Origin of the sequence: Microbacterium sp. P26, from assembly GCF_023712585.1 — a bacterium.
Classification (GTDB): Bacteria; Actinomycetota; Actinomycetes; order Actinomycetales; family Microbacteriaceae; genus Microbacterium; species Microbacterium algihabitans_A.
Genome location: NZ_JAMAXZ010000001.1, coordinates 320,297 through 344,854, shown reverse-complemented (window position 1 = coordinate 344,854; position 24,558 = coordinate 320,297). Strand labels below are relative to the sequence as shown.

Genomic DNA, 24,558 nt, shown 5'->3' with positions numbered 1-24,558 from the left:
GGCGTTGATCTGGGGGCCCAGTGCCCCACGAACGAAGGAAGACAATGGCAGATCTCTCTATCAGCCCCGACGTCATTCGTGACGCGCTGAAGGACTTCGTCACCGCCTACGAGCCCACCGGCGCTGCGGCGACCGAGGTCGGCGCCGTCGTCGACGCGGCCGACGGCATCGCTCACGTCGAGGGCCTCCCGGGCGTGATGGCCAACGAGCTCATCCGCTTCGCGAACGGCACGCTGGGCCTCGCCCAGAACCTCGACGAGAACGAGATCGGTGTCGTCGTGCTCGGCGAGTTCTCCGGCATCGAAGAGGGCCAGAGCGTCACCCGCACCGGCGAGGTGCTCTCGGTCGGCGTCGGCGACGGCTTCCTCGGCCGCGTCGTCGACCCGCTCGGCAACCCGATCGACGGTCTCGGCGAGATCGCGATCGAGGGCCGTCGTGCTCTCGAGCTCCAGGCGCCCGGCGTCATGCAGCGCAAGAGCGTGCACGAGCCCCTGCAGACCGGCATCAAGGCCATCGACGCCATGATCCCCGTCGGCCGCGGCCAGCGTCAGCTCATCATCGGCGACCGCCAGACCGGTAAGACGGCCATCGCGATCGACACGATCATCAACCAGAAGGCCAACTGGGAGTCGGGCGACGTCGACAAGCAGGTGCGCTGCATCTACGTCGCCATCGGCCAGAAGGGCTCGACCATCGCTTCGGTGAAGGGCGCGCTCGAGGACGCCGGTGCGATGGAGTACACCACCATCGTCGCGGCCCCCGCCTCCGACCCCGCCGGCTTCAAGTACCTCGCCCCCTACACCGGTTCGGCCATCGGCCAGCACTGGATGTACGGCGGCAAGCACGTGCTGATCATCTTCGACGACCTGTCGAAGCAGGCCGAGGCCTACCGTGCCGTTTCGCTTCTGCTGCGCCGCCCGCCGGGCCGCGAGGCGTACCCCGGCGACGTCTTCTACCTGCACTCGCGTCTGCTCGAGCGTTGCGCGAAGCTGTCCGACGAGCTCGGCGCCGGCTCGATGACGGGTCTGCCCATCATCGAGACCAAGGCCAACGACGTCTCGGCGTACATCCCGACCAACGTGATCTCGATCACCGACGGCCAGATCTTCCTGCAGTCCGACCTCTTCAACGCCAACCAGCGTCCCGCGGTCGACGTGGGTATCTCGGTGTCGCGCGTGGGTGGTGACGCTCAGGTCAAGTCGATCAAGAAGGTCTCCGGAACCCTGAAGCTCGAGCTCGCGCAGTACCGCTCGCTTGAGGCCTTCGCGATGTTCGCGAGCGACCTCGACGCGGCTTCGCGTCGTCAGCTGGCCCGTGGTGCGCGCCTGACGGAGCTGCTGAAGCAGCCCCAGTACTCGCCGTACCCGGTCGAGGAGCAGGTCGTGTCGATCTGGGCCGGAACCAACGGCAAGCTCGACACCGTCGAGGTCTCCGACGTGCTGCGCTTCGAGCGCGAGCTGCTCGACTACCTCCGTCGCAACTCGACCGTGCTCGACACCCTGCGCGAGACCAACGTGCTCGGTGACGACACGCTCGCCGAGCTCGAGAAGCACGTCGATGCCTTCTCGGAGGAGTTCCAGCCGGGTCAGGACGCCAGCGTCGTCGGTGCCGAGAAGGTCGACGCCGCCGAGGCCGAAGACGTCAATCAGGAGCGAATCGTCAAGGGCCGTCGCTGAGTAGCGACGACACGAGGACGTAAATCATGGGCGCACAACTGCGGGTCTACAAGCAGAAGATCTCTTCTGCTCAGACGACCAAGAAGATCACGAAGGCGATGGAGCTCATCGCGGCGTCGCGCATCCAGAAGGCGATGGCGCGTGTGCGTGCGGCATCTCCCTTCGCGCGAGCCGTCACGAGCGCCGTCTCCGCGGTGGCCACGCACTCCTCGGTCGATCACCCGCTGACGACCGAGCGCGAGAACATCCGCCGTTCGGCCCTCGTGGTCTTCACCTCCGACCGCGGCCTCGCCGGCGCGTTCAACTCGCAGATCCTCCGTGAGGCTCTCGAGCTGGCCGAGCTGCTGCGGTCGCAGGGCAAAGAGGTCGTCTTCTACCTGGTCGGTCGCAAGGCCGTCGGGTACTTCCAGTTCCGTCGCATGCCGAGCATCGAGCAGTGGGTCGGCGACACCGACACTCCGCAGTTCTCGACGGCGGAGGCGATCTCGGATGCCGTGCTGAAGGCCTACCGGGCCGGCGGCGACAACGACGGTGTCGACGAGATCCACCTCGTGTACAACCGCTTCGTGAGCATGATGACGCAGTCGCCCGAATCGGTGCGCCTGCTCCCGCTCGAGGTCCTCGAGGCGGACGAGGCTCCGGCTCAGGCCGAGGTCTACCCGCTCTACGAGTTCGAGCCGGATGCCGAGACCGTGCTCGATGCGCTCCTGCCGGTGTACGTGCAGAGTCGTATCTTCAATGCCCTCCTGCAGTCGTCGGCGGCGAAGCACGCCGCGACGCAGAAGGCGATGAAGTCGGCCAGCGACAACGCCGACAAGCTCATCACCGACTACACCCGCCTGCGCAACAACGCGCGTCAGGCGGAGATCACGCAGCAGATCGCCGAGATCGTCGGCGGCGCCGATGCCCTGGCATCCGGCAAGTAAGTTCCCAAGGAGAGAAGAAGCCATGAGCCTCACCGCCGAGAAGACCGACGCGGCCGTCGTCGGACGCGTCGCGCGCGTCACCGGCCCGGTCGTCGACATCGAGTTCCCGCATGACGCGATCCCCGAGATCTACAACGCGCTGAAGACCACCATCACCATCGGTGACCAGTCGACCGAGATCACCCTCGAGGTCGCCCAGCACCTCGGTGACGACCTCGTCCGCGCCATTTCGCTCAAGCCCACCGACGGCATGGTCCGCGGTCAGGAAGTGCGTGACACCCGCGGCCCCATCTCGGTGCCCGTCGGTGACGTCACCAAGGGCAAGGTCTTCGACGTGACCGGCGAGGTGCTCAACGGCGCCCCCGGCGAGACGATCGAGGTCACCGAGCGCTGGGGCATCCACCGCAAGGCACCGAGCTTCGACCAGCTCGAGTCGAAGACCGAGATGTTCGAGACCGGCATCAAGTCGATCGACCTCCTGACCCCCTACGTGCAGGGAGGAAAGATCGGTCTGTTCGGTGGCGCCGGTGTCGGCAAGACCGTCCTCATCCAGGAGATGATCCAGCGCGTCGCGCAGGACCACGGTGGTGTGTCGGTGTTCGCCGGTGTCGGCGAGCGCACCCGTGAGGGCAACGACCTCATCGGCGAAATGGAAGAGGCGGGTGTCTTCGACAAGACGGCCCTCGTGTTCGGCCAGATGGACGAGCCGCCGGGAACGCGTCTGCGCGTGGCCCTCTCGGCCCTGACGATGGCGGAGTACTTCCGCGACGTGCAGAAGCAGGACGTGCTGTTGTTCATCGACAACATCTTCCGCTTCACGCAGGCCGGTTCCGAGGTCTCGACGCTCCTGGGCCGCATGCCCTCCGCCGTGGGGTACCAGCCGAACCTCGCCGACGAGATGGGTGTGCTCCAGGAGCGCATCACCTCGACGCGTGGCCACTCGATCACTTCGCTGCAGGCGATCTACGTGCCCGCCGACGACTACACCGACCCGGCCCCCGCGACGACGTTCGCGCACCTCGACGCCACCACCGAGCTGTCGCGTGAGATCGCGTCGAAGGGTCTGTACCCGGCCATCGACCCGCTGACCTCGACGAGCCGCATCCTCGACCCGCGTTACATCGGTGCCGACCACTACCGCGTCGCCACCGACGTGAAGCAGATCCTTCAGAAGAACAAGGAACTGCAGGAGATCATCGCGATCCTCGGTGTCGACGAGCTCTCGGAAGAGGACAAGATCGTCGTGTCGCGCGCCCGTCGCATCCAGCAGTTCCTCTCGCAGAACACGTACATGGCCAAGAAGTTCACCGGCGTCGAGGGCTCCACCGTCCCGATCAAGGAGACCATCGAGTCGTTCGACGCGATCGTCAAGGGTGACTTCGACCACGTCGCCGAGCAGGCGTTCTTCAACGTCGGCGGCATCAACGACGTCGAGGCCAAGTGGGCGCAGATCCAGAAGGAGAACGGCTGACATGTCGTTGCGCGTGAGCCTGGTGTCGGCAGACGCCGAGGTGTGGACGGGGGAGGCGACGCTGGTCGTCGCCAAGACCGTCGAGGGTGAGATCGGCTTCATGCAGGGGCATGAGCCGGTGCTGGCGATCCTCGCCCAGGGCGAGGTGCGCATCACCCGCACCGACGGCACGAAGATCCTGGCCAACGCCGAGGACGGCTTCCTGTCGATGGCCGACGACGAACTCACCATCGTCGCCGGAAACGCCGCTCTCGTCTCCTGACGCCGCTTCATCGCTGACGCGCGTCGCCCGGTTCTCCGGGCGGCGCGCGTCGCTGCTTCTCCGGAGTACCCATGCTCGTCCTGCTTCCCCCGTCCGAGACGAAGCGCCCCGGCGGTGAGGGCCCGGCGCTCGACCTCGAGGGTCTGGCTCTGCCGACGTTGCGCGGCCCCCGCGACACGGTGGTCGACGCGCTCGTGGCCCTGGCGGCCGACGAGGACCTCGCCGCGCGGGTGCTGAAGCTGAGCGAGAAGCGTCGGCACGAGATCGTCGACAATGCGGCGCTGCGGACCGCCGCGACCATGCCGGCGATCGATCGGTACACGGGCGTTCTTTTCGATGCCCTGGATGCCGCCGGCCTCGATGCCGACGCCCGCGCGTGGCTGGGGGAGCACATCATGATCCACTCGGCGCCCTTCGGACCGGTGGGCGCGCTCGACGGGATCCCGGCCTATCGACTGGCCGCGGGAACGTCGATTCCGGGGCTTCCCCCGCTGCGACGCGTGTGGGCGGGCGCGGTGAGCGATGCCCTCGCAGCGCTGCGGCTCGGCTTCGTGCTCGACCTGCGGTCGGAGGCCTATGCCGCCCTCGGGCCGGTGCCGACCGAGGTCCCCTCGGTGTACGTGCGCGTGGTCACCCCCGGCGAGGGGGGCGCCGTGCGAGCGCTCAACCACTTCAACAAGCACGCGAAGGGCGACCTCGTGCGGTCCCTGGCACTGACGCGGCCCCGGATCGAGAGCCTGGGGGATTTCCGGGAGTGGGCTCGAGCAGCAGGGTGGGCGCTGCAGGACGCGGATGCCGGCGAGATCGCGCTGATTGTATGACATCCTCCGACCCCTGTCAGGAAAGTCACAGCTTCGCTACCATGTGAGTCGCGGGAGGGCCCCGCCGGTGCCGCGCGACGCGCACGACTCCGTACGAGAGGAACCTCGTGAACACTTCTTATCTCGCCTACAGCGATTACGGGACGACGAGTGGAGCCGAAGCCGCTCTGCTCGGCATCGTCTACCTGTTCATCTTCTTGTTCTCCATCGCCGGGTACGTCATCAGTGCTTTCCTTCTGATGCGCATCTTCGACAAGGCCGGCGTCCAGGGCAAGTGGCGCGCCTGGGTCCCGATCTACAACTACATGGTCTTCGCCAAGCTGGGTGACCTCTCGCCGTGGGTCATCCTGGCCCTGGTCGTGGCGGCGGCGATTCCGATCCTGAACTTCCTGGCCGGCATCGCGATCGTCGTCGCGCTGATCATGGTGTCGTACCGCGTCAACGCGAAGTTCGGTCGTGAGTGGCCCATCCTGCTGCTGTTCATCCTCGGCCCCCTCGGGCAGTGGATCTTCCTTGCGATCCTCGCGTTCGGCAACAACCCGTGGAACCCCGCCATTCGTCCCGCCCCCTGGGCCAACTCCTTCCTCGCCGACAAGACGGTGTGGAACGGGATCCCTGTGCAGCCGAACCAGCAGGTCTCCGGCAACGGCGGCCCGGGCGTCGGCGGCTCCGGCTACGGCGCTCCCGGCTACGGCAGCACGCCCCCGCCCCCGGCGCCGCAGTCGTACAACCCGCCGGCCACCGGCACGACTCCGCCGCCGCCGGCGACGGGCACCACGCCCCCGCCCCCGCCGGCCGGACCCGCGGTCTGACCCACCGGCCTGGTTCACGCAGGGCTCCTCGCACTCGCGGGGAGCCCTTCGCCGTTCCCGCCGCTAGCGTGGAGGGATGACCCCCGCAGACCTGCCCCTCCGTCCCGTCGGCCGCTCCGGACTCCGCGTCTCGGCGATCGGACTCGGGTGCAACAACTTCGGACGAGCGGGAACCGCCACCGAAACGCTTGAGGGAACGCGCGCGGTGCTCGACGCGGCGATCGACGCGGGAGTCACCTTCCTCGACACGGCCGACATGTACGGCCGCGAGTTCGGCCTGTCCGAGACATTGATGGGGGAGGCGCTCGAGGGTCGCCGTGACGAGGTCATCCTCGCGACGAAGTTCGGGCACGCCGATTTCGCCCCGCCCGTCCTCGGCGGCGCGAAGGGCTCGCGCACGCACATCCGTCGCGCGGTGGAAGACTCCCTGCGGCGGCTGCGCACCGACCGGATCGACCTGTACCAGCTGCACACGCCCGATCCCTCCACGCCCGTCGACGAGACGCTCGACGCTCTGGCGGATCTCGTCCGCGAGGGGAAGGTGCGCTACGTCGGCCACTCCAACTTCGCGGGGTGGCAGATCGCCGAGGCCGAGTACGCGGCATCCGGAGTGCGCTTCATCTCGGCGCAGAACCAGTACAGCCTGCTGGCGCGCGCGGCGGAGCGCGAGGTGCTCCCGGCCGCCGCGCGGTGGGGGCTCGGGTTCTTCCCCTTCTTCCCCCTGCACAACGGTCTGCTGACCGGCAAGTTCACGCGCGAGGGTGGACCCGAGGGCAGCCGCATCATGCGCCAGCGCCCGCACCTGTGGCGCGACGCCCCGTGGGACGCGCTCGAGCGGTACCAGGCGTTCTGCGACGCGCGCGAGATCCACATGCTCGAGGCCACGTTCGGATGGTTCCTCGCGCACCCGGTCGTCTCGAGCGTCATCGCGGGCGCGACGAGCCCCGAACAGGTCCGCGCGAACGCCGCCGCGGCGACCGCGTGGACACCGAGCACGGCCGACATCGCCGAGCTCGAGGAGATCCTGCCCCTGCCCGCCGACCCCGCGGCAGGCTGAACGTCGACGGTGGATGCCGCATCCGTCATGCCACGCGCCGGCGTATCCGCGGTTCGCGTGCCCTCGTCGACTAAGATGACAGGGCCGTGCGTTTCCGCCGGCGAAGCTGTCGGCCAACCGGAGGATCGTTCGTGCCCGAGGTGACCACCCACACGCGTACCGTCTCTCTCGACGGCGCCACGCTCGACCTGTCGTGGGCGGCCAGCACCGACACCGGCCGTCGCCGCGAAGTCAACCAAGACGCGGTCCTCGCGGAGTACCCCCTGTTCGTCGTCGCCGACGGCATGGGCGGGCATCTCGGCGGCGAGATCGCCAGCGCCAGCACGGTCGACCGCCTCCGCGCCGTCGTCGACAACCAGAGCGTCTCGACGAAGAACATCGAGAAGGCCCTCTCGCGCGCCGTCAAAGACATCGTCGCCCACCCCGAGACCACCGACGAGGGCACCGGCACGACGCTCACCGGTCTCTATCTCGAGACGCACACCGAAGAGCCGCACTGGGTCACGCTGAACATCGGCGACTCCCGGGTGTACCTGCTGCGCGACGGCGAGATCGTGCAGGTCACGACGGACCACTCCGTCGTGCAAGAGCTGATCGCCGCCGGGCGTCTCAGCCCCGAAGAGGCCGAGAACCACCCGTACGGCAACGTCATCACGCGCGCGGTGGGTCCGAGCGACAGCGTCAAGCCCGACTATCTCCGTCTCGACGTGCTCGACGGCGATCGCTTCGTCATCTGCTCCGACGGGCTGACCAAAGAGCTCACCGACTTCGGCATCCGCCACTTCCTCGACAACAACGCCGACCCCGCCGCGGCCGTCGAAGCGATGATGGCCGCAGCGCTCGAGAACGGCGGCCGCGACAACATCACCATCGTCGTGCTCGACGTCGCGCGCCGCTCTTCCTGAGAATCCGCTCTTGACCGCGGCTGGCCGCGGATTCTACGTTCGGCATATGACCTCCGCACCCGAACGGACGGCCGGCAAAGGCCTGGCCACCGGCACCCTGGGCCTGTGGGGCTCGACCGTGATCGGTCTGGCATCCACCGCCCCCGTCTACTCGCTCGTTGCCACCCTCGGATTCGTCGTGTTGGCCGTGGGCGCTCAAGCGCCGATCGCCTTCGTCGTCGCGTTCGTGCCGATGCTGTTCATCGCCTTTGCCTATCGCGAGCTGAACAACGAGATCCCCGACTGCGGCACCACGTTCACGTGGGGGACCAAGGCGTTCGGTCCGTGGGTCGGCTGGATGGGCGGGTGGGGTGTCGCCGTGGCGGGCATGGTCGTGCTCGCCAACCTCTCGCAGATCGCCGGCATCTACCTGTGGTCGCTGATCGGCGACGGCTCTCTCGCCGAGAACGTGCCGCTGGTGACCGCCACCGGGGTCGCTTTCATCGCGGCGATGACCTACGTCAGCTACCGCGGCGTCGAGATCGGCGAGAAGCTGCAGAACGTGCTGCTCGCGGTGCAGTACATCGTGCTCGCCCTGTTCGTGGTGCTGGCGCTGTGGAAGTTCTTCGACGGCACGGCTCCGAACCCCACGCCCTTCGACCTCGCCTGGTTCAACCCGCTCGGGTTCACCGACTGGAGCGGCTTCACCGAGGCCGTGCTGCTCGCGCTGTTCATCTACTGGGGCTGGGACACGTGCCTGGCGTTGAACGAAGAGACCAAAGACCCCAAGCGCATCCCCGGTCGCGCAGCTCTCCTGACGACGGTCATCCTGCTCGGCACCTACGTCACCGTCACCGTCGCCGCCATGATGTACGCCGGGGTCGGCGAGGACGGGGCGGGCCTGGCCAACCCCGACAACGCCGACGACGTCTTCCTCGCCCTCAAAGACGGCCTCTTCGGCCCGTTCGGCTGGCTGCTGATCGTCGCCGTGCTCATCTCGGCCGTCTCGTCGACGCAGACCACGATCCTCCCCACCGCGCGCGGCACCCTCGCGATGGCGGCATACAAGGCGCTGCCCGAGCGGTTCAAGACGGTGCACCCGCAGTACAAGACGCCGTCGTTCTCGACGCTCGTCATGGGCATCGTGGCGAGCCTGTACTACATCGGCATGACGCTCATCAGCGACAACATCCTGCAGGACTCGATCCTGTCGTTGGGGCTGGCGATCGCGTTCTACTACGCCATGACCGGGTACGCGTGCGTCTGGTACTACCGCCGCGAGCTGTTCTCGTCGGCGAAGAGCCTGTTCTACCGTGGCATCCTGCCGCTGCTGGGTGCGCTCATGCTGACCTACGCGTTCGTCCAGTCGGCGATCGACATGTACGACCCCGAGTACGGCAACACCGTGCTGCTGGGTATCGGCGGCACCTTCGTCGTGGGCATCGGTGCCCTCGCGATCGGCGTGGTGCTCATGCTCGTGTGGTTCGCGTTCCCCGGGTCGAAGCCCTTCTTCCGCGGCGAGAGCCTCAACCGCGAGACCGAGGTGCTCGTGCCCGACGAGCCGATCGCCTACCCGCGGTCGGTCGACGGCGGAATCTGAGCCGTCACGGCATCCGCTCCCCGAGAGGGCGGGCGGATGCCGTGCGGCGGCCGTGCGCGTGCTCGCGGTCGTGCCGCGAAGCGCGGTGCGGCTGGGCTCAGACGACGGCGCGGATCGAGCCGACCACGCCTCCGCCGCCCGACACCGTCAGGGGCAGCAGCGCGAGGGTGTCGGAGACCGCTTCGGGGGCGAGGGAGCCGGCGCGCTCGAGGAGGCGGAGTGCCACGGCGTGCGCGGCGCGGTTGGAGCCGTCGAACATCTTCAGCGCGACGGTCGTGCCGTCGGGTGCGGTCATGACCTGTACGCCTTCTGCGCCCATCTTCGAGAACACCCCGAGGCGCTCGATGACGATCGTGTCGGGGCGGCCCGGACCGTCGATGGTCCACGGGTGCTCCTTGACCGCGCGCACGAGCGTGCCGGCGCTGCGGTGCAGGGCGAAAGGCGAGCGCTCCGACGAGGTCGCGATGCGCTGGATCGCCCGGGCGAGGCCGACCATGCTCATCGCGTAGACGGGGGCGCCGCAGCCGTCGATCGCGGTGGTCGTCATGCGCTCGCCCACGAGACGCTCGAGCACCTCGCGGATGTGCACCTGCAGCGGGTGCTGCGGGTCGAGGTAGTCGGTCGTCGACCAGCCGTTGGCGACGCACGTGAGCAGCATCGCGGCGTGCTTTCCCGAGCAGTTCATGCGCAGGGGGGAGGGGGCCCCGTGATCGCGCACGAGCTCGTCGCGCGAGGCGGTGTCGGTGGGCCACGCCGCGGGGCAGCCGAGGTCGTCTTCGGTGAGACCGGCCGACTGCAGGATGTCGCGGGCGAGCTGGGCGTGGCGGTCGGTGCCGCAGTGGCTCGCCATCGAGATCGCGAGCCGCTCGTCGGCGAGATCGGCTCCGGCCGACAGGCACGCCAGCGCCTGCAGGGGCTTCATGCTCGATCGCGGGAGGAACGGCGCCGACGCGTCGCCGAGGGTGATCTTCTCGGTGCCGTCGGGAGCGAGCACGACGGCGACGCCGAAGTGGCGTGATTCGACGAATCCGTTGCGATCGACGACGGCGAGTTCGACGGAGGCGGGGGGCGTGGCGGGCATCCCTTCATCGTATCGCGCAGGGTCGCTCCGCCCCCGGGTGGACGCCGGTGCGCGTCGCCGGGATCCGTCGTCTCCGGTCCCCTCGAAGCGACGGACTTCGGCGACGCACGCGACGGAGAGGGGCAGACTGGAGGCATGAACGGAGAGCACCACTACCGCCTGCGCTCGACCTGGACCGGCGACCGGGGCACCGGCACGAGCGGGTACCGCGAGTACGACCGCGCCGTGACCCTCGAGGTCGACGGCAAGCCCGCCATCGCGGCATCCGCCGACAAGCCCTTCCGCGGCGATCCCGCCAAGTGGAATCCCGAGGAGCTGCTGCTCGCCGCCCTCAGCGAATGCCACCTGCTGTCGTACCTGCACGCGTGCGTCACCACGGGGGTCGTCGTGACCGGGTACGAGGACGACGCCTCGGGGACCCTGCAGGAGGACGGCAACAGCGGGGGAGCGTTCGCCGAGGTGACGCTGCGCCCGCGCGTGCGCGTCGCCGACGAGTCGATGGTCGAGGCGGCTCTCGCCGCGCACGAACAGGCGCGGGAGTGGTGCTTCATCGCCAACTCCGTCAACTTCCCGGTGCACCACGAGCCCGAGGTCACCGTCGGCTGATCGTAGAGTGAGCGGATGCAGCTCGAACCGACCCTGCGCCGACTCGACCGCCTGGCCGGCGGACGGCAGGCCGATCACCGCGTCGACGTCTCGGACGATCCGAAGGTGCGCCGTGCCTTCCGGGCCATCACGCTGCTGCTGGCCGCCGGATTCGTGCTCGGCGTGGCCACGGTCGTCATCGCGCTGGTGATGACGCTGAACGGCGACGACGTCGGCTTCGCGGTGTGGATGCGGTGCCTGGTGGTACTCGCGATCACGACGACGCTGTTCTACTTCCTCTGGCGCGCCCGTGCCGGGTGGTACTGGGCGTTCCGGCGCCTGCAGCTGTTCAGTCGCATCTTCCCGATCGTGGCTCTCGTGCTCGCGGCGATCCCGGGGCTGTACCCCTTCTGGGTCGTGACCGAGCAGATCCTCTTCGCGATCCTGCTCATCGGCGTCTCGGACTACCTGCAGTCCGACCCCGTGCGTGCGGCGTTCCCCAAGCCGCAGCGCTGACGGCGCGGCGGGCGGCCCTTCGACGGGCTCGGGGACCTTCTGCGGGCTCAGGGACCTCCTGCTGCATTCGGCTCTTCGGCGGGCTCAGCCCCCCACGAGAAAAGACGGAACCCCGCCGGCGCGATGCCGACGGGGTTCCGTCTCGTTCGGGGGTGCTTACTGCACGTCGTCGTCGACCCAGTCCATCGACTTGGTGACGGCCTTCTTCCACAGGCGCAGCTCGCGGTCGCGCTCGCCGCCGTCCATGTTCGGCTCCCAGCGCTTGTCTTCCTGCCAGTTGGCACGCAGGTCGTCGAGGTTGTCCCAGAAGCCGACCGCGAGGCCTGCGGCGTATGCGGCGCCCAGGGCGGTGGTCTCTGCGACGACCGGACGCACGACCGGCACGCCCAGGATGTCAGCCTGGAACTGCATCAGCGCGTCGTTGGCGGTCATGCCGCCGTCGACCTTGAGCTCGGCCAGGTCGACACCGGAGTCGGCGTTGACGGCGTCGAGCACCTCGCGCGTCTGGAAGGCCGTCGCCTCGAGCGCAGCGCGCGCGATGTGGCCCTTGTTGACGTAGCGGGTCATGCCGACGATCGCGCCGCGGGCGTCGGGACGCCAGTACGGGGCGAACAGGCCCGAGAACGCCGGCACGAAGTACACGCCGCCGTTGTCGTCGACCGAGCTGGCCAGCGCCTCGACCTCGGGGGCCGAGGAGATGATGCCGAGCTGGTCGCGCAGCCACTGGATCAGCGAACCGGTCACGGCGATCGAGCCCTCGAGCGCGTACCGGGCGGGCTGGTCGCCGAGCTTGTAGCCGAGGGTGGTGAGCAGACCGTTCTTCGAGTGGACGATCTCTTCGCCCGTCTGGAAGATGAGGAAGTTGCCCGTGCCGTAGGTGTTCTTGCTCTCGCCCGGATCGAAGGCGGCCTGGCCGAAGGTCGCGGCCTGCTGGTCGCCCAGGATGCCGGCGATCGGCGTCTCGCGCAGCAGCGACGACGACTCGACCGTGCCGTACACCTCGGAGGAGGAGCGGATCTCGGGCATCATCGAGCGCGGAACACCGAAGTCGGAGAGGATGTCGTCGCGCCACTCGAGGGTCTCGAGGTCCATGAACAGCGTGCGGCTGGCATTGGTGACGTCGGTCGCGTGCACGCCGCCGTCGATGCCGCCGGTGAGGTTCCAGAGCACCCAGGAGTCGGTGGTGCCGAAGATGAGGTCGCCGGCCTCGGCCTTCTCACGGGCCCCGTCGACGTTCTCGAGGATCCACACGATCTTGGTGCCCGAGAAGTAGGTCGCCAGCGGCAGGCCGACGATGCTCTTGTAGCGCTCGGGGTCGCCGTCGGCGAGACGGTCGACGATCGACTGCGTACGCGTGTCCTGCCAGACGATGGCGTTGTACGCGGGCTTGCCGGTGTTCTTGTCCCAGACCACCGCGGTCTCGCGCTGGTTGGTGATGCCGACCGCGGCGATGTCGTGGCGGGTGATGTCGGCGCGGCTGAGGGCCAGGCCGATCACCTCCTGGGTGTTGCGCCAGATCTCGGCGGGGTCGTGCTCGACCCATCCCGCGCGCGGGAAGATCTGCTCGTGCTCCTTCTGCCCGACGGAGACGACGCTCCCGGACTTGTCGAAGATCATCGCGCGCGTCGAGGTCGTGCCCTGGTCGATGGCGAGGACGTAGTCAGCCATGGATGGACTCCTTTGTCTGAATCAGTGAGAGGTGAAGAGGTGGAGAAGGGAGGCGGGGGCGCCGGGTGACGCCCCCGCGGAGGTGTTACTTGCCGAGGCCGAGCAGCACGGGGGCCAGCAGACCCGCGAGCAGACCACCGACCAGAGGACCGGCGACCGGCACCCAGGCGTAGCCCCAGTCGCTGGAGCCCTTGCCCTTGATCGGGAGGATGGCGTGGGCGATGCGCGGGCCGAGGTCACGGGCCGGGTTGATCGCGTAACCGGTGGGGCCACCGAGGCTCGCACCGATACCGACCACGAGCAGGGCGACGGGCACGGCCGCGAGGCCGCCGATGCCGCCCGGGACGCCGATGGAGGCCACGCCGTAGTCGCCGAAGCCGAAGATCACGAAGACCAGCACGAACGTGGCGATGACCTCGGTGAGGAAGTTGAAGCCGTACGAACGGATCGCGGGGCCGGTGGAGAACACGCCCAGCTTGGCGGCGGGGTCGGGCTCGTCGTCGAAGTGCTGCTTGTACGAGGCCCAGGCGAGCACGGCACCGATGATGGCACCGACCATCTGCGCGGCCACGGCCACGAAGAACTGCGCGATGCCGATCTTGCCGGCCACAAGCAGACCGATCGACACGGCGGGGTTCAGCTGTGCTCCGGAGTACGCGGAGACGATGACACCGGCGAACACCGCCAGGCCCCAGCCCCAGTTGACCATCAAGGTTCCGCCGCCGTTGCCCTTGGTCTTGGCGAGGGCCACGTTGGCCACCACACCACAGCCCAAGAGGATGAGCATCGCGGTTCCGACCACCTCCGAGAGGAAGTACAGCCCCAGGTTCACATCTTGCATGTCGTCATCGACCTTTCTCCTACTGCTCGGCCTCCATCGGCTCGAGCGTGATGCGGCTCGGTGATCCGAACCTATGGGTCACGCGCGGGCGCGCAATAGTCGGCGCGCCCGCACGTTCTCTCAGATTCGAGCGACCCCGGCCTGTGCCAGATCCACGCGGTGCGCGGAGCGCAGGATCTCCGTCGAACGGGCGACCTCGTCATCGACGCGGGCGGAGTCCCATCCGAGCGGCTCGGCGACGGCCTCGGCGACCTCGCGGAGGGTCCGCTCGGTCATGCCGCCGACGAAGGCGAGGTGCGTACGGCGCAGCAGCACGTCGATCAGGTGCACGACCTGCTCGTTCGCGGCGATCCACGCGAGCTCCTCGCGGTAGTAGCCGGGCGCGTCGGGGACGGGCGTCGGCTCCGTGGGGAGGGCGGCGAGGATCGCGTCGGCGCGCGTGCCGTAGCGCTCGAGCATGGCCTCGACGATCTCGCCGGAGTGCGCATTCGTGCGGGCGGACACCCAGCGGCGACGCTGCTCGGGCGTGGCGGGGAAGCCGGCGCCGCCACCGATCGCGAGACCCTGGGTGCTCACGCGGTGCGGGCGACGCAGCTTCTGCAGCGTCTTCATGCTGAGGTGCTCGGCGAGGGCGCGGAATGTGGTCCACTTGCCGCCGACCAGGCTCATCGCGGGGACACCCGCGATCTCGTCCTCGACGATGCGGTAGTCGCGCGAGACGAAGCCGGGCGCGGTGTCGTCGTGGCGGGGGAGCGGGCGGATGCCGCTGAACGTGTAGACGATCTGCGAGCGGTCGACACCCACCTTCGGGAAGACGTGGCCGATGAGGTCGAAGAAGTACTCGATCTCGTCGTCGGTGCACACCACGGGCTTCGAGGGGTCGGCGTCGATGTCGGTGGTGCCGACGAGGACGCGGTCTTTGAGCGGGTAGATCAGCACGATGCGGCCGTCGGAGTGCTCGAAGAAGATCTCGCGTCCGCCGGTGGCGGCCAGGAGCTCGGGGTTGTCGAGCACGATGTGCGAGCCCTTGGTGCCGCCCATGAACTTCGTGTCGAGGCCCATGGCGGAGTTGGCGAGGTCGGTCCACGGACCGGCCGTGTTGAGCACGACCTTCGCCTTGACGCTGAACTCCTCGCCGGAGACCTCGTCGCGCACCCGGACGCCGTTGGCGTCGGCGCCGACGGCCGAGACGTAGTTGACGGCCTGGGTACGGCCGCCACCGGCCTCGATGCCGTCGCGCAGCACGTCGAGGGCGATGCGCTCGGGGTCGTGCATCGAGGCGTCGAAGTAGGTCGCGGTGTAGCGCAGGTCGTGGTTGAGCTGCGGGAGGGCCTGCAGCGACTTCTTCTTGCCGAGGAACGTGTGGCGGGGAACCGAGCCACCGTCGCGCGAGAAGGTGTCGTACATGATGAGGCCGACCTTGATCAGCAGGGCGCCGCGCTCGTTGGGCTTGCCGCGGCCGTGCGTGACGAGCAGGCGGAAGGGCGCCGAAAGGATTCCCGAGAACGTCTTGTAGATCGGGATGGTCGTCTCGAGCGGCTTGACGTAGTGCGGGGCCGTCTTGAGCAGGTCGTTGCGCTCGGTGACCGCCTCTTTCACGAGACGGAACTCGCCGTTCTCGAGGTAGCGGATGCCGCCGTGCACCATGTGGCTGGAGGCCGAGGAGGCGCCCGACACGAAGTCGCCGCGCTCCACGAGGGCGACGCTGACGCCCTGGAGCGCAAGGTCGCGGAGGGTGGCGAGGCCGTTGATGCCCCCACCGATGATCAGAACGTCGAGGTCTTCGGCGTCACGGAGCGCCTGGACGTCGGCGCGGAGCGAAGAAGTAGGGGACGACATGTCGACTGCGACCTTTCGTAGTTGGTACGCGGACCAGATTGCGCTTGTCTGCACGTTGTTGCAAGCCCCTTGAACAAACGTGCACAATGGTGTTCATGCGGGTGAGAAGACCATGACCACACAGGCCGAAGAGCGCTCCCGCGACGCGCTGCGCGCGGCGCAGCTCTACTACATGCAAGACCTCACGATGGACGCCATCGCGCACGAGATGCGGGTGTCGCGTTCATCGGTGTCGCGCTTGCTCCAGCACGCGCGCGACGTGGGACTGGTGACCATCTCCATCAGCCCGCCCGACGACGCCCGCGGTCAGATGGCTCAGCGCATCGCCGACCGGTTCGGCATCACGGCGCACATCGTGCCCACGCCCGCGCGCACCTCTGAGGCGGAGCGCCTGGAGCGCACGGCCCTGACGGCCGCCCGGATCCTCGCCGAGCGGGTGGAGTCGTCGATGACGGTCGGCGTCGCGTGGGGCTCCACCCTGTCGGCGATGGCGCGCCACGTGCCGCAGAAAGACGTGCACGACACGCACATCGTGCAGATGAACGGCGCCGCCAACGTGCGCACCTCCGGCATCCCCTACGCGGGCGAGATCCTGTCGAAGTTCGGTGCGGCGTGGTCGTCGTCGGTGCACCAATTCCCGGTGCCGGCCCTGTTCGACGATCCCCGCACGAAGCAAGCCATGTGGCGCGAACGGTCGGTGCGCTCGGTGCTGGAGATCCAGCAGCGCGTCGGTCTGTTCGTGTTCGGACTCGGCTCGCCCCACGCCGACGTCCCCTCGCACGTGTACAGCGGCGACTACTTCGACGAGCGCGACCGCGCGGTCATCGAGCGCGAGGGCGTGGTCGGCGACTGCGCGACGGTGTTCTACCGGGCCGACGGGTCAAGCGACATCCCCGAGTTGAACGCGCGGTCCAGCGGACCCGACCTCGACACGGTGCGGCGCATCCCGCGACGCTTCTGCGTCGTGTCGAGCCTGTCGAAGCTCGACGGACTGCGCGGGGCCCTCGCCGCGGGACTGATCACCGAGCTCGTCGTCGAGGAGTCCCTCGCGCGCCGCCTCCTCGCCGTCACCCGCTGAGCCGCGGGCGGGGCGGCGCGTTGATCAGCGCTCGCCGAAGCCGTCGTCGATCAGCGCCCGCAGCTCGTCGAGCGCCTGCCGCGCCTGCGGCCCGGAGGCGCTGACGCGCACGCGCGAGCCCTGACGCACACCGAGGGCCATGAGCGCGAGCAGGCTGTGCCCCGACACCTCGGCGCTCCCCGTGTCGAGGTCGGCGATGCGCACTTCGGCGCCGAAGCGCGACGCGGCTTTGACGAACGTCGCGGCCGGCCGGGCGTGCAGCCCCGAGGGGTTCGACACGACCGCCTCGAACGACAGCGAGTCGCCGGCGGTGTCATCGGCGGATGCCGGGGGCGCGGCAGCCGGAACCGTCGACGCCTCGTCGCCGAGCTGACGGCGCTTCGCCTCGCCCGCGGTGGCGCACTCCGCCGCCACCGCGGCGAGATCGGCCCCACCCGCGGCCGTGACCACGGCGGCGACGAGGCCCTCCACGAACGGCGCGGGACTCAGCCGAACCCGCTCCGGGGCCGCGACGAACTCCACCGCCGTCTCGGCGCTGAGGATCGCCGAGCCGAGGTCCATCAGGACGAGCACCCCGTCTCCGGAGTCGGCCTCGTCGATGGCCGCGGCGATCGCCACGGCATCCGTGCCCAGATCGTCGTCGGGGCCGCCCGCGGCCACGCGCACCGCGGGCGGTTGGTCTCCGCCCATCTGCAGGGCCAGGTGCACCGCGGCCTCCGCGAGCGCGCGCGAGTGCGACACCGCGACGATGCCGATCACTCCGCGCCCGCCAGCGTGTCGCGCAATGCCTCGAGCAGCAGGGTCGCCGAGGTCGCGCCCGGGTCGATGTGTCCGGCGCTGCGCTCGCCGAGGTAGCTCGCGCGGCCCTTGCGCGCCACGAGCGGTTCGGTGGCGTCGCGCCCGCGCGCTGCGGCGTCGGCGGCGGCGCGCGCGGCGGCGACCGGTCCGTCGGCGGCGGCGGCGTCCCACGCGTCGAGCGCGGGCGAGAGGGCCTCGATCATGGTCTTGTCGCCGAGCTCGGCCTTGCCGCGGGCGACGACGCCCTCGACGCCCGCGCGCAGTGCGGCGCCGAGCGATGCGGCATCCGCCTCTCCGTCACCCGCGAGGGGCGGGCCCATGCGCAGGAAGAGCGTGCCGTACAGGGGCCCGCTCGCCCCGCCCACCGACGAGACGAGCGTCATCCCGACCGTCTTGAACAGGTCGGCGGCATTCGCCGGCACGGGGTCGAGCTTGGCGACGACCGCGTCGAGGCCGCGCGCCATGTTCGAGCCGTGGTCGGCGTCGCCGATCTCGGAGTCGAGGCGCGTCAGCTCGTCTTTGTGCTCGTGCACGGCGTCGCGGAACGCGCGGATCCACGCGACGAGGTCGTCGGTCGAGACGGCGTCGCTCATGCGCCCCACCGCAGGCCCGGGGTGACGACCGGGGCGTCCCACAGGCGGATCATCTCGTCGTCGGCCTTCACGACGGTGAGCGAGGCGCCCGCCATGTCGAGGCTCGTGATTTAGTCGCCGATGAGCACGCGCTGCACGTCGACGCCCGCCTCGGCCAGCAGCGGGGCGATCTCGCCGTAGAGCAGGTACTGCTCGATGAGCGGGGTGCCGCCCAGACCCGACAGCAGAACGATCGCCGGGCCCACGGCCTCGCCGAAGTCGTGCACGATCGGATCGACCATGAGCTTCGCGATCTCGTGAGCGGATGCCAGTTTCACGCGCGAACGGCCGGGCTCGCCGTGGATGCCGACACCGACCTCCATCTCGTCGTCGGGCAGTTCGAAGGTGGGCCGCCCCGCGGCGGGGACCGTGCAGCTCGTGAGCGCGACGCCCATCGACCGACCGGCCTCCGACACGCGGCGCGCGAGGGCGGCGACGGCGGCGAGGTCGGCACCCTCTTCGGCGAGGGCCCCCACGACCTTCTCGAGGATGACGGTGGTGCCGGTGCCGCGGCGACCCGCGGTCCAGGTGGAGTCGGTGACCGCGACGTCGTCGGCCACGACGACGGATTCGACCTGCACGCCCTCGCCGGCGGCGAGCTCGGCCGCCATCTCGAAGTTGAGCACGTCGCCGGTGTAGTTCTTCACGATGTGGAGCACACCAGCGCCCGAGTCGACGGCCTGCGTCGCCGCGAGAACCTGGTCGGGAGTGGGGGAGGTGAACACCTCTCCGGCGGCGGCGGCGTCGAGCATGCCGCGCCCGACGAATCCGCCGTGCATCGGCTCGTGGCCCGAGCCTCCGCCCGAGACGAGGGCGACCTTGCCGGCGCGGGTCGGTTCGGCCCGCAGGATGACCCGGTTCTCGGCATCCACCCGCAGATCCGGGTGCGCTGCCTCGATGCCGCGCAGGGCCTCTGCCAGCACGTTCGCGGGGTCGTTGACGAACTTCTTCACGCTGCCTCCTCGTTGTGGCGTCGACGGTTCGGGCCGTCAGTCACGACCCTGGTCGCCGCGCGGCGTCACGTCAAGGGTCGGCGCGCGAGAGGTGCGGGTTCGTCAGAGACGCTCGTGGGGGAGCACCTGCTTGATGCGCTCGAGGGGGTTCTGCGCGGGGGCCTCGTTGTACGCGTTCGCGAGCTCCTGCCCGCTGAGGGCGTGGATGGCCGCCATGATCTCGTCGGTGGCGCCGCGGCGCGCGCGCCCCGAGGTCGCGGGGCCGTGCGGAGAGAGATCGAGCGGCGTGCCGAAGCGCACCGTGATGCGCTCGGAGGTGCTCGGGAACTTCGCCCCCACGGGCATCGCCTTATCGGTGCCGATCAGCCCGACCGGCACGACCGGGGCTCCCGTCTGCAGAGCGAGGAAGGCGACCCCGGTGCGGCCCTTGTACAGACGGCCGTCGAGCGAGCGCGTGCCCTCGGGATAGAGCGCGACAGCGCGACCGTCGTCGAGGAACGCACGCTGCTGATCGAGGGCGTCGAGCGCCTTCTGTCCGGCGCCGCGCTCGACCGGGATCGCCCCGATCGCAGTGAAGAACTGCCGCGAGGCCCACTTCTCGAAATACGCCGATTTCGCCATGAAGTGCACGGGGCGGGGAGCGGCCACGGGAATGGCGATCGAGTCGATGAACGACAGGTGGTTGCTCGCGAAGATCACCGGTCCCGTGCGGGGGACGTTCTCGCGCCCCTCGATGCGGGGCCGGTAGACGGCGCGGGCAAGGGGGGCGATGAAGAACCGCCCCAGGCCGTAGGCCGCGCCCATCTGCTGCGGCGGTGCGGCGGGGGTCTCGGCGGGCACGTCGGAACTCACTCGACGAGGCTACTCGCCGCAGCATGCCCGCGTGTGCATAGGGCGATCAGCACCGCTCTCTCAGCCCCGCCAAAGCCGGATGCGCGAGGATGGAGGTTCCCCGTCTTCTTCGAGAGGTCACCCGTGCGCTTCCGCCCGATCGCTTCCCTGTCCGTCGCCGCCGCCGCGGCGCTGCTGCTGGCCGGGTGCGCCGGCTCGCCCGACGCCGCGGAGACTCCGGATGCCACGGCCTCCGCCGACGCCGGCCAGTGCCAGAGCGCTCTGACGGACGCCCCGGCGCCCGACGGCCTCGTCGTCTCGGGCGACTTCCAGGGCAAGGTGAACGTGACCCTCCCCTCGGGGTACGCCCCCACCGAGCTGCAGCGCACGACCCTCGTCGAGGGCTCCGGCCAGCAGGTCAAGGCCGGCGACGTGCTGAAGGCGAACTACACGCTCATTGACGCGGCCTCCGGCCAGGTGCAGCTGCAGTCGCTCGACACCGCGCCCGCCGGCATGGACACCCTGATCAACTCGCAGCAGATCTTCGGCGCCGCCCTCGAGTGCGAGAACATCGGCGCGCGCACGGTCTCGTCGTTCCCCGCCGGAACGCTCGGCGAGGGCTCGCCCGCCTTCGTGCTGGTCGCCGACGCGATCTCGGAGCTGCCCACCCGCGCCGACGGCGCCGAGGTCGCCCCCGTCGACGGCATGCCCACCGTCACCTTCGATGATTCGGGTGCCCCCACGATCACGATGCCCGACGCCCCGGCTCCCACCGACGTGCGCATCGAGAACCTCCGCCAGGGCACCGGCGACGTCGTCAACCCCGGCGACCAGGTCATCGTGCAGTACACCGGTGCGCTGTATGACAACGGCACCGTGTTCGACTCGAGCTGGCAGCGCGGCGAGCCCGCCCAGTTCGTCACCAACCAGGTGGTCGACGGCTTCCGCCAGGCGCTCGAGGGACAGACCGTGGGCTCGCAGGTCGTCGTCGTGATCCCGCCCGCCTCGGGCTACGGCGATCAGGCGCAGGGCGAGATCCCCGCGAACTCGACGCTCGTCTTCGTCGTCGACATCCTCGGCGTCCAGCACGCGACCGCCGCCGGGTAGGCAGGCACGCGTCCGACGCCCGGCTCCCGACGGGCACCGGCTCGGTAGGCTGACGGGATGCGCCGCGTCCTCATCCTCGGGTCCACCGGTTCGATCGGCACGCAGGCGCTCGACGTCATCCGTGCCAACCCGGAACGCTTCGAGGTCGCGGGCCTCGCCGCCGGCCGCGACCGTGCCGGCGTCGAGGCGCAGGCGCGCGAGTTCGGCGTCGAGCACCTCGCCCTCGGCGCGGTCGAGGCCGAGCAGCTGGTCCGCGACGTCGAGACCGACGTGGTGCTCAACGGCATCACCGGCTCGGTCGGGCTCGGCCCCACCATCGCCGCGCTCGAAGAGGGGCGCACCCTCGCCCTCGCCAACAAGGAGTCGTTGATCGTCGGCGGCGACCTCGTCACGGCGCTCGCGGCCCCGGGGCAGATCGTCCCCGTCGACTCCGAGCACTCGGCCATCGCGCAGGCGTTGCGCTCGGGCGAGGCGTCGGAAGTGCGCCGGCTCGTGCTCACGGCATCCGGAGGCCCCTTCCGCGGACGCTCGCGCGATCAGCTCGTCGACGTCACCCCCGCTGAGGCGCTCGCCCACCCGACGTGGGACATGGGGCGCGTCGTCACGACGAACTCCGCGACCCTCGTCAACAAGGGCCTCGAGGTGATCGAGGCGCACCTGCTGTTCGACGTCGACTACGACCGCATCGACGTCACCGTGCACCCGCAGTCGATCGTGCACTCGATGGTCGAGTTCGTCGACGGCTCGACGATCGCGCAGGCATCGCCGCCCGACATGCGCCTGCCCATCTCGCTCGGTCTCGACTGGCCGCATCGCGTCGCCGGCGTCGGAGTGCCCCTGGACTGGACCCGCGCCTCGCAGTGGACCTTCGAGCCGCTCGACGAGAAGGCTTTCGGCTCGGTCGCGCTCGCCAAGCGCGTCGGACGCGCGGGCGCGACCTACCCGGCCGTGTTCAACGCCGCGAACGAGCAGGCCGTCGACGCGTTCCACGAGGGGCGCCTCGGCTTCCTCGACATCGTCGAGCTGATCGAGCGCGTCGTCGACCGCCACGAAGCGCCGGCGCGGCTCACGCGCGAGTCGCTCGCCGAGGCCGAGACCTGGGCGCGCCGCACCGCCGACGAGATCATCGCCGCGCGCTGACCCCGGTCCGCGTTCGGGAGGTGCCCTCTCGCGTTCGGGAGGTGCCTCCTCGCGATCGGGAGGTCCCTGAGCTTGTCGAAGGGACCGGGCGTGCGGTGGTCCCTCGCGTTACGGAGGTCCCTGAGCTTGTCGAAGGGATCGGGCCCCGCGTGGCCCCGGTGGCTTCGACTGGCTCAGCCACCTAGCGTTCGCGCGTGCGCAGGCCCGGTGGCTTCGACTGGCTCAGCCACCTTGCGTTCGCGCGTGCGCAGGCCCGGGGGCTTCGGCAGGCTCGGCCACCTCGCGGCAGCCGCCTCGCGCTATCAGGCGGGGAAGTCGACCGGGCGTTCGGGGTCGGACGACGGCGTGCTGTCGAGCGGATAGGGCACGGGCCACTGGGGGTCGGGCACGGCCCAGCCCGCGGCCCGCAGGGCACGGCGTGACAGCTCGCGCGCCGAGTAGGGCGTGCGCACCCCGCGGATGTCGCGGTAGTCCTGGTGCCCGGGGCCGGCCCAGAGGATCGCGTCGCCCTCGCCGACGAGCTTCACGGCCTCGAGGATCGCGCGCTCGGGCGGGGTGAACTCGTGGATCTCGGCATCCGGACGTGCACGACGAGCGCCCTCGACGAGCACCTCGCGGATCGTGTCGGGATTCTCGTGACGCGGGTGGTGATCGGTCACGATGAGGATGTCGCTGCCCTCGACCGCGGTGCGCCCCATGTCGTGGCGCTTCGTGGCGTCGCGGTCGCCGTCGGCGCCGAAGAGCATGACGACCCGGCCCGGCGTGACGCGGCGCACGGCGGCGAGCGTCTTCTCGAAGGCGTCGGGGGAGTGACCGAAGTCGACGTAGACCGCGGGGCCCTCGGGGCCCGAGACCAGCTGCGTGCGACCCGGCAGCGACGCGTCGATGCGCTCGCCGTCGAGGGTGCTGAACACGTGCTCCCACGTGTAGCCGACCTCGAGCAGCATGACGATCGCGAGGCCCGCGTTGGCGGCCATGTGCCGGCCGATCACGGGCACGACGGTGGTCAACGAGCGACCCTTGCCGTCGCTGAGGGTGAACTCGGTGCCTTCCTGGCGCTCGTCGACGATCTCGACGGTCCAATCGGCGGATGCCGCGGAGGCGGCGTCTTCGGCGATGGCCGGGGTCGCGATGGTCACGACGGGGATCTCGGCCCGCGCGGCGATCTCGGCACCCGAGGCGGAGTCGAGGCACACCACACCGCGGCGCGCGCGGTCGGGGCGGAAGAGAGGGAGCTTCGCCTCGAAGTACTCGCGCATGTCGGCGTAGTCGTCGAGGTGGTCGTGGGTGAGGTTGGTGAAGCCCGCGACGTCGAAGACGAGGCCGTCGACGCGGTGCCGGGTGAGGGCCTGGGCGCTGACCTCGACGGCGACGGCCTCGACGCCGCGTTCGCGCATGAGGGCGAGCAGGGCGTGGAACTCCGAGGCCTCGGGCGTGGTCAGTCGAGAGACGATGACCTCACCCGCGATGTGGCGCTCGGCGGTCGACGACAGTCCGGTCACGACGCCGAGCTGGCCGAGGATGCCCTCGAGCAGGTGCGAGACGCTCGTCTTGCCGTTTGTACCGGTGGTCGCCAGCAGTTGAGGAAGCCGGTCGTCGGGGCCGGTGCCGTAGACCCAGGCCGACAGGTCGCCGAGCAGCGCGCGCGGGTCGTCGACCACGACGATGGGGAGGCCCGTCGGTCCGGCGATCTCGGCGCCCGCGTCGTCGGTGATCACCGCGACGGCGCCGCGCTCGGCGGCGGTGGCGGCGAACTCCGCGCCGTGGCGGTTGACGCCGCGGATCGCCACGAAGGCCTCGCCCGCGCGCAGATCGGCCGTCGCCAGCGTGATGCCGGTCAGGGTCGTGCCGTCGACGTCTCCCACAGTGCGCACGCCGTAACGGCGGGCGAGCTCGGCGAGGTCACGGCGGGGCGGACGCTCCGGTCGGAGGACGGGCGGCAGGTTCGAGGGGGCGTCGGAGGACATCCCCACCATTGTC

The 24,558-nt window shown here is 69.8% G+C and carries 22 protein-coding genes and 1 pseudogene; 14 read left to right on the top strand and 9 right to left on the bottom strand.

All coding sequences use genetic code 11. The features are described 5' to 3' along the window. The first annotated feature begins 44 nt into the window (after positions 1 to 44). From atpA to M3667_RS01630, 9 genes are all read left to right on the top strand, one after another. Entirely contained in the window at positions 45 to 1,676 is a 1,632-nt protein-coding gene (gene atpA, locus M3667_RS01670; protein WP_251504178.1) for a F0F1 ATP synthase subunit alpha, read from the top strand. A gap of 26 nt (positions 1,677 to 1,702) precedes the next feature. After that, entirely contained in the window at positions 1,703 to 2,602 is a 900-nt protein-coding gene (locus M3667_RS01665; RefSeq protein WP_251504175.1) for a F0F1 ATP synthase subunit gamma, read from the top strand. A 22-nt stretch (positions 2,603 to 2,624) separates the two neighbouring features. Beyond that, positions 2,625 to 4,073 carry a F0F1 ATP synthase subunit beta gene (atpD, locus tag M3667_RS01660; protein ID WP_251504172.1) on the top strand — a complete coding sequence of 483 codons (1,449 nt, stop codon included), beginning with the start codon at positions 2,625 to 2,627 and terminating at the stop codon, positions 4,071 to 4,073. A gap of 1 nt (position 4,074) precedes the next feature. Further along, the gene (locus tag M3667_RS01655) at positions 4,075 to 4,335 is read left to right on the top strand and encodes a F0F1 ATP synthase subunit epsilon (RefSeq protein ID WP_056227136.1); all 261 of its coding nucleotides are present in this window, start codon (positions 4,075 to 4,077) and stop codon (positions 4,333 to 4,335) included. Positions 4,336 to 4,406: 71 nt separating this feature from the next. Beyond that, entirely contained in the window at positions 4,407 to 5,156 is a 750-nt protein-coding gene (locus M3667_RS01650; protein ID WP_251504169.1) for a YaaA family protein, read from the top strand. 107 nt (positions 5,157 to 5,263) lie between these two features. After that, positions 5,264 to 5,968, top strand: coding sequence for a DUF5684 domain-containing protein (locus M3667_RS01645; protein ID WP_251504166.1), 705 nt, complete (start codon positions 5,264 to 5,266; stop codon positions 5,966 to 5,968). 76 nt (positions 5,969 to 6,044) lie between these two features. Continuing rightward, positions 6,045 to 7,025, top strand: a complete 981-nt coding sequence (locus tag M3667_RS01640) for an aldo/keto reductase (RefSeq protein WP_251504163.1) — start codon at positions 6,045 to 6,047, stop codon at positions 7,023 to 7,025. Positions 7,026 to 7,156: 131 nt separating this feature from the next. Then, positions 7,157 to 7,930 (top strand): protein phosphatase 2C domain-containing protein, encoded by a 774-nt coding sequence (locus M3667_RS01635; protein WP_251504160.1) that lies wholly within the window; start codon positions 7,157 to 7,159, stop codon positions 7,928 to 7,930. 46 nt (positions 7,931 to 7,976) lie between these two features. Continuing rightward, positions 7,977 to 9,509, top strand: coding sequence for an APC family permease (locus tag M3667_RS01630; protein WP_251504157.1), 1,533 nt, complete (start codon positions 7,977 to 7,979; stop codon positions 9,507 to 9,509). 97 nt (positions 9,510 to 9,606) lie between these two features. Here M3667_RS01630 and M3667_RS01625 read toward each other — a convergent pair whose 3' ends face one another. Beyond that, on the bottom strand, positions 9,607 to 10,590 hold the full coding sequence (locus M3667_RS01625; RefSeq protein ID WP_251504154.1) for an asparaginase: 984 nt from the start codon (positions 10,588 to 10,590) through the stop codon (positions 9,607 to 9,609). 135 nt (positions 10,591 to 10,725) lie between these two features. On the opposite strand from M3667_RS01625, the gene M3667_RS01620 reads away from it, so the two are divergent. After that, on the top strand, positions 10,726 to 11,196 hold the full coding sequence (locus tag M3667_RS01620) for an OsmC family protein (protein ID WP_251504151.1): 471 nt from the start codon (positions 10,726 to 10,728) through the stop codon (positions 11,194 to 11,196). A 15-nt stretch (positions 11,197 to 11,211) separates the two neighbouring features. Continuing rightward, complete coding sequence (locus tag M3667_RS01615) at positions 11,212 to 11,691, top strand: hypothetical protein (RefSeq protein WP_251504148.1); 480 nt, start codon at positions 11,212 to 11,214, stop codon at positions 11,689 to 11,691. A gap of 156 nt (positions 11,692 to 11,847) precedes the next feature. Here M3667_RS01615 and glpK read toward each other — a convergent pair whose 3' ends face one another. The 3 genes from glpK to M3667_RS01600 form a co-directional block, all read right to left on the bottom strand. Continuing rightward, positions 11,848 to 13,359 carry a glycerol kinase GlpK gene (glpK, locus tag M3667_RS01610; RefSeq protein ID WP_251504145.1) on the bottom strand — a complete coding sequence of 504 codons (1,512 nt, stop codon included), beginning with the start codon at positions 13,357 to 13,359 and terminating at the stop codon, positions 11,848 to 11,850. A gap of 85 nt (positions 13,360 to 13,444) precedes the next feature. Further along, positions 13,445 to 14,200 carry an MIP/aquaporin family protein gene (locus M3667_RS01605; RefSeq protein WP_251504142.1) on the bottom strand — a complete coding sequence of 252 codons (756 nt, stop codon included), beginning with the start codon at positions 14,198 to 14,200 and terminating at the stop codon, positions 13,445 to 13,447. 120 nt (positions 14,201 to 14,320) lie between these two features. Next, positions 14,321 to 16,039, bottom strand: coding sequence for a glycerol-3-phosphate dehydrogenase/oxidase (locus M3667_RS01600; protein WP_251504139.1), 1,719 nt, complete (start codon positions 16,037 to 16,039; stop codon positions 14,321 to 14,323). 112 nt (positions 16,040 to 16,151) lie between these two features. On the opposite strand from M3667_RS01600, the gene M3667_RS01595 reads away from it, so the two are divergent. Further along, positions 16,152 to 17,117: a sugar-binding transcriptional regulator gene (locus tag M3667_RS01595; RefSeq protein ID WP_144828511.1), complete on the top strand. Its 966-nt coding sequence runs from the start codon at positions 16,152 to 16,154 to the stop codon at positions 17,115 to 17,117. A gap of 24 nt (positions 17,118 to 17,141) precedes the next feature. Here M3667_RS01595 and dhaM read toward each other — a convergent pair whose 3' ends face one another. The 4 genes and pseudogenes from dhaM to M3667_RS01575 all read right to left on the bottom strand — a co-directional run bounded on the left by dhaM (position 17,142) and on the right by M3667_RS01575 (position 20,304). Next, positions 17,142 to 17,876 (bottom strand): dihydroxyacetone kinase phosphoryl donor subunit DhaM, encoded by a 735-nt coding sequence (gene dhaM / locus M3667_RS01590; protein ID WP_251504135.1) that lies wholly within the window; start codon positions 17,874 to 17,876, stop codon positions 17,142 to 17,144. After that, complete coding sequence (gene dhaL, locus M3667_RS01585; RefSeq protein WP_251504131.1) at positions 17,873 to 18,508, bottom strand: dihydroxyacetone kinase subunit DhaL; 636 nt, start codon at positions 18,506 to 18,508, stop codon at positions 17,873 to 17,875. Before dhaL ends, dhaM begins: the two co-directional genes overlap by 4 nt. Next, positions 18,505 to 19,500: pseudogene (dhaK, locus tag M3667_RS01580) on the bottom strand (dihydroxyacetone kinase subunit DhaK). The gene dhaL and the pseudogene dhaK overlap by 4 nt, the downstream one beginning before the upstream one ends. A gap of 102 nt (positions 19,501 to 19,602) precedes the next feature. Beyond that, positions 19,603 to 20,304, bottom strand: a complete 702-nt coding sequence (locus M3667_RS01575) for a 1-acyl-sn-glycerol-3-phosphate acyltransferase (protein WP_251505032.1) — start codon at positions 20,302 to 20,304, stop codon at positions 19,603 to 19,605. Between the two features lie 171 nt (positions 20,305 to 20,475). Here M3667_RS01575 and M3667_RS16935 point away from each other — a divergent pair, with 171 nt between their 5' ends. Both M3667_RS16935 and dxr read left to right on the top strand, forming a co-directional pair. Then, on the top strand, positions 20,476 to 21,438 hold the full coding sequence (locus M3667_RS16935; RefSeq protein ID WP_251504128.1) for an FKBP-type peptidyl-prolyl cis-trans isomerase: 963 nt from the start codon (positions 20,476 to 20,478) through the stop codon (positions 21,436 to 21,438). A 57-nt stretch (positions 21,439 to 21,495) separates the two neighbouring features. After that, positions 21,496 to 22,578, top strand: a complete 1,083-nt coding sequence (gene dxr / locus M3667_RS01565; protein WP_251504125.1) for a 1-deoxy-D-xylulose-5-phosphate reductoisomerase — start codon at positions 21,496 to 21,498, stop codon at positions 22,576 to 22,578. Positions 22,579 to 22,880: 302 nt separating this feature from the next. On the opposite strand, the gene M3667_RS01560 is transcribed toward dxr, so the two are convergent. Beyond that, the gene (locus tag M3667_RS01560) at positions 22,881 to 24,545 is read right to left on the bottom strand and encodes a Mur ligase family protein (RefSeq protein ID WP_251504122.1); all 1,665 of its coding nucleotides are present in this window, start codon (positions 24,543 to 24,545) and stop codon (positions 22,881 to 22,883) included. Positions 24,546 to 24,558: the final 13 nt, after the last annotated feature.

Bases quoted from the DNA above. Each gene is read 5' to 3' on its own strand.
- atpA (WP_251504178.1), top strand. From the start codon at position 45: ATGGCAGATCTCTCTATCAGCCCCGACGTCATTCGTGACGCGCTGAAG.
- M3667_RS01665 (WP_251504175.1), top strand. From the start codon at position 1,703: ATGGGCGCACAACTGCGGGTCTACAAGCAGAAGATCTCTTCTGCTCAG.
- atpD (WP_251504172.1), top strand. From the start codon at position 2,625: ATGAGCCTCACCGCCGAGAAGACCGACGCGGCCGTCGTCGGACGCGTC.
- M3667_RS01655 (WP_056227136.1), top strand. From the start codon at position 4,075: ATGTCGTTGCGCGTGAGCCTGGTGTCGGCAGACGCCGAGGTGTGGACG.
- M3667_RS01650 (WP_251504169.1), top strand. From the start codon at position 4,407: ATGCTCGTCCTGCTTCCCCCGTCCGAGACGAAGCGCCCCGGCGGTGAG.
- M3667_RS01640 (WP_251504163.1), top strand. From the start codon at position 6,045: ATGACCCCCGCAGACCTGCCCCTCCGTCCCGTCGGCCGCTCCGGACTC.
- M3667_RS01630 (WP_251504157.1), top strand. From the start codon at position 7,977: ATGACCTCCGCACCCGAACGGACGGCCGGCAAAGGCCTGGCCACCGGC.
- M3667_RS01625 (WP_251504154.1), bottom strand. From the start codon at position 10,590: ATGCCCGCCACGCCCCCCGCCTCCGTCGAACTCGCCGTCGTCGATCGC.
- M3667_RS01620 (WP_251504151.1), top strand. From the start codon at position 10,726: ATGAACGGAGAGCACCACTACCGCCTGCGCTCGACCTGGACCGGCGAC.
- M3667_RS01615 (WP_251504148.1), top strand. From the start codon at position 11,212: ATGCAGCTCGAACCGACCCTGCGCCGACTCGACCGCCTGGCCGGCGGA.
- glpK (WP_251504145.1), bottom strand. From the start codon at position 13,359: ATGGCTGACTACGTCCTCGCCATCGACCAGGGCACGACCTCGACGCGC.
- M3667_RS01605 (WP_251504142.1), bottom strand. From the start codon at position 14,200: ATGCAAGATGTGAACCTGGGGCTGTACTTCCTCTCGGAGGTGGTCGGA.
- M3667_RS01600 (WP_251504139.1), bottom strand. From the start codon at position 16,039: ATGTCGTCCCCTACTTCTTCGCTCCGCGCCGACGTCCAGGCGCTCCGT.
- M3667_RS01595 (WP_144828511.1), top strand. From the start codon at position 16,152: ATGACCACACAGGCCGAAGAGCGCTCCCGCGACGCGCTGCGCGCGGCG.
- dhaL (WP_251504131.1), bottom strand. From the start codon at position 18,508: ATGAGCGACGCCGTCTCGACCGACGACCTCGTCGCGTGGATCCGCGCG.
- M3667_RS01575 (WP_251505032.1), bottom strand. From the start codon at position 20,304: ATGGGCGCGGCCTACGGCCTGGGGCGGTTCTTCATCGCCCCCCTTGCC.
- dxr (WP_251504125.1), top strand. From the start codon at position 21,496: ATGCGCCGCGTCCTCATCCTCGGGTCCACCGGTTCGATCGGCACGCAG.
- M3667_RS01560 (WP_251504122.1), bottom strand. From the start codon at position 24,545: ATGTCCTCCGACGCCCCCTCGAACCTGCCGCCCGTCCTCCGACCGGAG.